General features: G+C 36.2%; 5 protein-coding genes. All 5 read right to left on the reverse strand.

The genetic code is table 11. The annotated features are described in order from the left end of the window. Window positions 1-457: hypothetical protein (locus NLF92_RS12485; RefSeq protein WP_254102476.1), on the reverse strand; the 457-nt coding region annotated here is incomplete at its 3' end. Then, window positions 454-2,592, reverse strand: coding sequence for an ATP-dependent DNA helicase (locus NLF92_RS12490; RefSeq protein WP_254102478.1), 2,139 nt, complete (start codon window positions 2,590-2,592; stop codon window positions 454-456). The genes NLF92_RS12490 and NLF92_RS12485, both read right to left, overlap by 4 nt. Further along, a complete protein-coding gene (locus NLF92_RS12495; protein ID WP_254102480.1) occupies window positions 2,592-3,368 on the reverse strand; it encodes a hypothetical protein in 777 nt (258 codons plus the stop codon). The genes NLF92_RS12490 and NLF92_RS12495 overlap by 1 nt, the downstream gene beginning before the upstream one ends. Further along, complete coding sequence (locus tag NLF92_RS12500; RefSeq protein WP_254102482.1) at window positions 3,358-4,326, reverse strand: ATP-binding protein; 969 nt, start codon at window positions 4,324-4,326, stop codon at window positions 3,358-3,360. The genes NLF92_RS12495 and NLF92_RS12500 overlap by 11 nt, the downstream gene beginning before the upstream one ends. Continuing rightward, complete coding sequence (locus tag NLF92_RS12505; protein WP_254102484.1) at window positions 4,326-5,462, reverse strand: hypothetical protein; 1,137 nt, start codon at window positions 5,460-5,462, stop codon at window positions 4,326-4,328. Before NLF92_RS12505 ends, NLF92_RS12500 begins: the two co-directional genes overlap by 1 nt. Window positions 5,463-5,817: the final 355 nt, after the last annotated feature.

A 5,817-nucleotide genomic window follows, 5' to 3' on the forward strand; every position in this document is an offset into this window, starting at 1 on the left:
AAAAAACAAGTGGACACTTAAATAAAGATACTAGGTGTAATGGCCGTACGCTTACGAATAATCGCCAAGTAGATACATAGTTACTTATGGAACCTTCCTCTGTACCCTCTTTTCTCATGGTCTTTAGAACAGAGAGCATAAATCCGTAGTTTGCACTCAAATATGAAGTATCCAATAGAGAACATATATTAAGCCAATACCTTATGTGGTCAGCATAGTTTTTTAATGTCGTATTAGTTATTTCTTCAAGTTCTTCATCAATAAATGAAGGGTGGTTAAAGCGCATTAGCAAAAATTCATTTGCGTGTTCGTGCAGGAGGCCAGTGTCTTTAATTAAAACCATTGGAAACTTAGAGTCAGCTCTTTTTGTTACTGTGACTTCGGACAAAAGGTATTTGTCAGTTGTTCTTAAAACTGAATCATCGTCACTTTTCGGAAAATCTACTACGTTACTCATATCTCAAAACCAACTTCTCGCAGCTTATAGTTAAAGCCCCTTTTAAGGCTATTGTTTATGGACTCTGGCATTGTAAGAACAATAACTTTTCTTTTAGCTCTGGTTATAGCGGTGTATAACCAAGACCGATCTACCAATTCAAAATTCTCAACAACAACAATGACAACATCAAACTCTGAGCCTTGGGAAGCATGACAAGTAAGAGCGTAACCATGTTGTAAAAGATATTCTCCAGCGTAGTTATTTGTGATTTGCTCTTTGGGAATAACAACTAGACCTTCAATATCAAAATCAACTTCTATAATTTCATCATTACCACCAATCACAACGCCTGTTGAGCCATTTACTATGCCAAGCTCTTCATTATTTGCTTTGTAAACGACAGAATCTCCAACACGAAAATGTGGCGCACAAGCTACAATTTTTCGATTCTTTGTTATTAGCTTGTGTAACTGAAGGTTAATAGTTGCAACAGTTCTAGTTCTCGCTGCTATGATATGCATTGATTGAGCGCTTAAATGAAGCTCATATTGACGAATTGAGTGCTTTTCCATTTCATCTAGTGAGCTGCATTCAATAATATTTACTTCTTTAGAGTGTTCAAAAGTTTTGCCAGCTTTAATAGCGTCAGATGCTTCTAGTATATTTTTTGTTGAACGGAAGTTTTGAGTTAGCTCTACCTTAGGTACAAATTCCGACTCCATTAACTTATGGTAAACAAGTCCCGGACCGACTGGTGATAATTGCGCCCAATCCCCAACAAATACTAACCTAGCTGGTCGCTTCTCTAATACTTTTAATATTCTGTACATAGAATGTATATCGACCATTGATGCTTCATCTATCAACACCAGAGGGGTTTGAAATTGATTGAGATAGTCTGGGTTATACTCTATCGTTTTAAGCAATTTTTCGATAGTCATCGCATCTTGCTCTGTCTGCTGAGCTAGTCTTCTCGAAGCTTTGCCGCTTAAAGCCACCTGTAAAACGCTATTACCAGCGTTTGTTATTAAATTATGAGCACAGTAGAGTACTGATGTTTTTCCTGTGCCAGCGCCTCCTGAGACGCAAGAAACGGCATTGGTTAAAACAACTTTGACAGCTTCTCTTTGCTGATGGCTAAGGTTGTGCCCTCCCGGTAGCGTATAATCTTCTAACTCGCTATCAGAAACAGTAATATTTAAAATCCCTTGCATTAATCTGGTTTTAATTTGTTCCCTAACATAATTTTCCATGATCACTGCTGAGGGCAAAGCAAACATCCTGCTATAAAGGCGATCTGTATCACTAAGCTCATTAAAATTTTGTGGTTCAGTAACTACAATTCTAGGGTTAGGTGTCTTTGATTGATCGAGAGCTAATACAATGGCCTTGATAACAAGATCTTTACCAACTAATTTCTCTAGATCTTTAGAAAAATTCAACGGACTTGCCTGTGTTGAGCCTCTTTTTAGATGAGTGAAGAGGACATCTTCAACAGCACATACAAGTCTTCGCTTATCATCCTTTTTAATTTTCAGTGCTGACGCAAATATCTCAGCCTGTTTAAAAGTACCGAAAGCCCATATTCTGTAAGGGTCATCTCTAAGCTTGTTTTCTGTTTCGTCTCCATAGAAGGAGTATGCTTTTTTAGCAATTTTAATAATAGCACTTACTTCCTTTTGGGAAGCATCTTTTAGTACCTCTCGTATAAATTTTATAAGCTCAACTTTTCCTGCTTGTTTATGCCAATTAAAACATATTACTTCAGCAATAGTTTTTGAGACGTTTCCTTGTTTTTTAATAGCTGAAACGTCTCTTTTCTCGATTAGGTTTAGAAGGTCATTTCCTAAATTAACAATTAATTTATTAGCTGTCTTTTCACCAACTCCATTTGTCGAAATAAGAAAACTTTTAATTAAATCATTACTTACATCACATAATTCTACAGATGATGCGATTACCTGCTCACCATACTTATAGTTAAACTCTGTTTGTCCAATGACTTGAACATGCTCACCTTCTTCAAAATGAGCGTGAGAATGGCTTAAAAGAACTTTAATAGCCTTTTTTTGAGTATTAACCCTAAAGACTTGCTGGTTTTCATGACTGTAGAGCACATTAGATATTGTACCTGCGAAAATGACTTCTTCCATTAATGCGCACTTCCTTGTTTGAAAGCTGTTAAGCCTTGTGACAACAATGATTTTTGTTGTTGTTTTAACTCTGCCAATTCTTGCTTTGTTTCTTTTAGCTCTTCCCGTAATAAAACAACTTCTTCACTTTTTTCTTTGAGTTGTAGACGCATTGAAGACAATGCCCTGCTGGTCATTGTATCTTCCATCTCGTCTAGTGCTGATTCTCGTTTATAGTCAATTGACTTAACTTGCTCCTCTGCGATTAAAATATCTATGTTGGACAACATTTCTGCTAATTCAGCATCAGAGCTAATAAAGCTAGGGAGGTACTTAACTTCTTCAGGCGATATGTCTAAAAAATAAGCCCAGATAGCTTTTCGGTATAAAAAGCCCTTGGCATTTTTAGGCCAATAATACCCATCTTCATCTAGCCTTTCTTTTAAAAAAGAGGTGAAAGCTTCTAAATTCTCGTTGTGTATTTGGCAGTTAGTTTTAGGTTTAGCAATGATTTTTCCTACAACCCGTAGTACTTCCTCAGCTTCCTTGACTTGCTTAACAAAAGACTGCCTTATGTTGTCTGGTGTTATGCCATACCCAACAGCGGACGCTAATTTATTCTTATCTAATCTGCTCTTCTTTTTATCAAGCCATTTATCAGCATTCAGGCAATCATTCGAAATGATATTATCAAGAACTTCTGTTAATAGAATTCTTCTTAATTGCCCAAGCTCTCGTTTGCCTAGTTGATTATCGTTATCCGTATACTTTTGTAATAAAACCTCTTTAGTATTCATTGTCATCCCTCACATAAATAACCTCATCGATCTCTTCAAATGAAGGGTCTACTTCTTCAACTGAATTAAATTTATTTTCAAGAATGTCAGGATCTATTTTTTTATGACTTCTTTTTAAGTTTCTTGCTGCGAGTGTTACATAATCAGTTAAGAATCGAACTACACAAATTTTCACATCATTTGCTTTTTGAGATTGCATAATCCAAGTTGCTCTTTCTCCTGCTGTAAGGTTTGTGGCATCTATGATTACGGCATGTCTATCTTTATATAAGTCCTTCTTTTTTGCCCAAGTTGATTTTCCCGAACAAGGTGGGCCTACCAAAAGGTAGACGCGCTGGGGCACTTTTCTCTTCATGAGTCGTGCAAATTCCGCTCTAGCTGTAGACCATGCTTTATCTCTAGCTTTGGAATTATGGAAATTATACTTGCCATCATGTTCTAGTAGCGAATCAGGTGAGATTATAGTTATCGTAATATCTGAAATTGAAGCTAAGTTTCTTTCTGAACTGATATTTGATTCTGTTGCTATGGCCTGTAGATGGGTTTTCTCAGCCATGAGCTTTAAGACTTTATCTTTAGAGCGTTCAAGCTGAGCTTGCAAATCAGTTTTATCTTTCAATAGTTGATGGTTTTGATCAACAGACTGTTTATGCTTTTGAACTTCAGAAACCGCGTGCTCATTTAGTTTTTTCTTATTGCTTACAAAGTTTTGATTAAAGTCTACAACCCGATCATGAAAACTTTTATATCGAGCTGCGATATCAGGAGGGCACTCTATATGCCCATAAACATAATTGGTATCAACATTTGCAAGATCACAAATAACTTTCATAGTAGCTATTCCGCGTATCTTGTTGCTATTTATAGCAATAACTGACTGCTCAGCAAAAACAGTTTCTAATCTCAACAGCCTTTCTTCATTTGTTTTTGGCTTATTTTTGTTGCTTTGTTCTTCCATTAAACAGCCTCCATTTCAGATTTAATTTCAGGGTAAACCTCTAGAAGCGGTGGATAGTACAAATCAATAAAATGCTGTGCTTCAGCATCTAAATTATTTGTAGAGAATTGCCCAACGCCTTTAAGGTAACTACAGTAAAATCTAAATGATTCAAGCAATAGCTGAGCCATTGGATTATCAAATAAAAAGGAATGCTGGCAATCAGAACCTTGGCAGTTATCTAGATTAGGTAAGTAGCTTGCTTGTAAAGCTCTGGCAAAACGTACGTCAATATCAGATTCTTTCATTTTGATTTGCTCTTTCTTTGCTGCGCATGGTGCTGGTTTAGTCGATTTCGTATTGCGCAAGCAAATAAAGCCTAAGGGAGTTTGCATTGCTAGCATTTCCCCATTTCTGATCCTTGCAATAAGAATATTTTTTATATGCTCCTTTAAGGTTGTTTGCATTTCCTCACCAACGAGCGATTGGTTTTCTAGTTGAAGCTTCTGCCTGATCATCTCAACACCCTCATGATAGCTAGCTTTAGCTCCCCCTGAAAACTTTCCTTTTACTATGGCCTCGCTCATATTTTCAGCTAAGTTAATGTAAGTTGCCTGTTGGATGTTTTGTCTTTCTTTTTTTACTTCCATGTTATTTTTTAAGTAATGATCAGGCATTATTTCATTGGTGTGAGCAAACAGCCTTTTTACAATTAATACGGCTAATGGTGAGTTGGTTCCAATCCATTGTGCAAGGGTTACTCTGGCTCTATGACAGACCCCATCTTGGTTACTATCGGCATTGACTTCATCTAATAAATCAATATCAAAACAATCAGTAAAGCTTTTAAGAATACTGTTTAACATGTAACTTTGATTGATTTCCCAATATTTACCCTTCATAAATAATCTTGCTAATAAATTATTTACTTCTGCTGGTGCGAAGTTGATAGCATTAAGGAATTCAATAGCTTGAATGGTTATAGGTGGAGCGGGTATTGGATAATCTTCCTTTCGCACTTTTTGAATATCAGTAATAATATAATGTATAAGATCACTATCAGGGTCTTTTACCCAACAATCTCTCAGCAACGAAAGTCTGATGTCAATGTTGCGCAATCCAGTTGTAAAAAGAATGATCCAAACTGATGCAGCCAAGCATCTTTGATGAAGGTTATTAAACCAATAGCTATTCGGAATACTTTCTTTTAAATCTTTATATTCGGCATATAGATCTGGAAATAAAGCGATTGCTGACTCGTTTTCATTTAACGTATTACTTAATTTGGCAGTATGTTCAAGATTGAGCTGATAAAATGCAGTATCTAGCTTTTGAGATTCTTTATAAGCTTTGTCGAACTCACTAAAAATACAGGTGAATGATTTTGAATGCTCTGAGAATATCGGTATAGCGCGATCAATAATTTTGGCTACTGTTTCGCTAGAGTATGCTTCATACGGTGTTTGTCAAACTAGTTGTCGCGATTAATCTATTTTACACCTTCAATTTCAA

Origin of the sequence: Opacimonas viscosa, assembly GCF_024199005.1 — a bacterium.
GTDB lineage: Bacteria > Pseudomonadota > Gammaproteobacteria > Enterobacterales > Alteromonadaceae > Opacimonas > Opacimonas viscosa.

Bases quoted from the DNA above. Each gene is read 5' to 3' on its own strand.
- NLF92_RS12490 (WP_254102478.1), bottom strand. From the start codon at position 2,592: ATGGAAGAAGTCATTTTCGCAGGTACAATATCTAATGTGCTCTACAGT.
- NLF92_RS12495 (WP_254102480.1), bottom strand. From the start codon at position 3,368: ATGAATACTAAAGAGGTTTTATTACAAAAGTATACGGATAACGATAAT.
- NLF92_RS12500 (WP_254102482.1), bottom strand. From the start codon at position 4,326: ATGGAAGAACAAAGCAACAAAAATAAGCCAAAAACAAATGAAGAAAGG.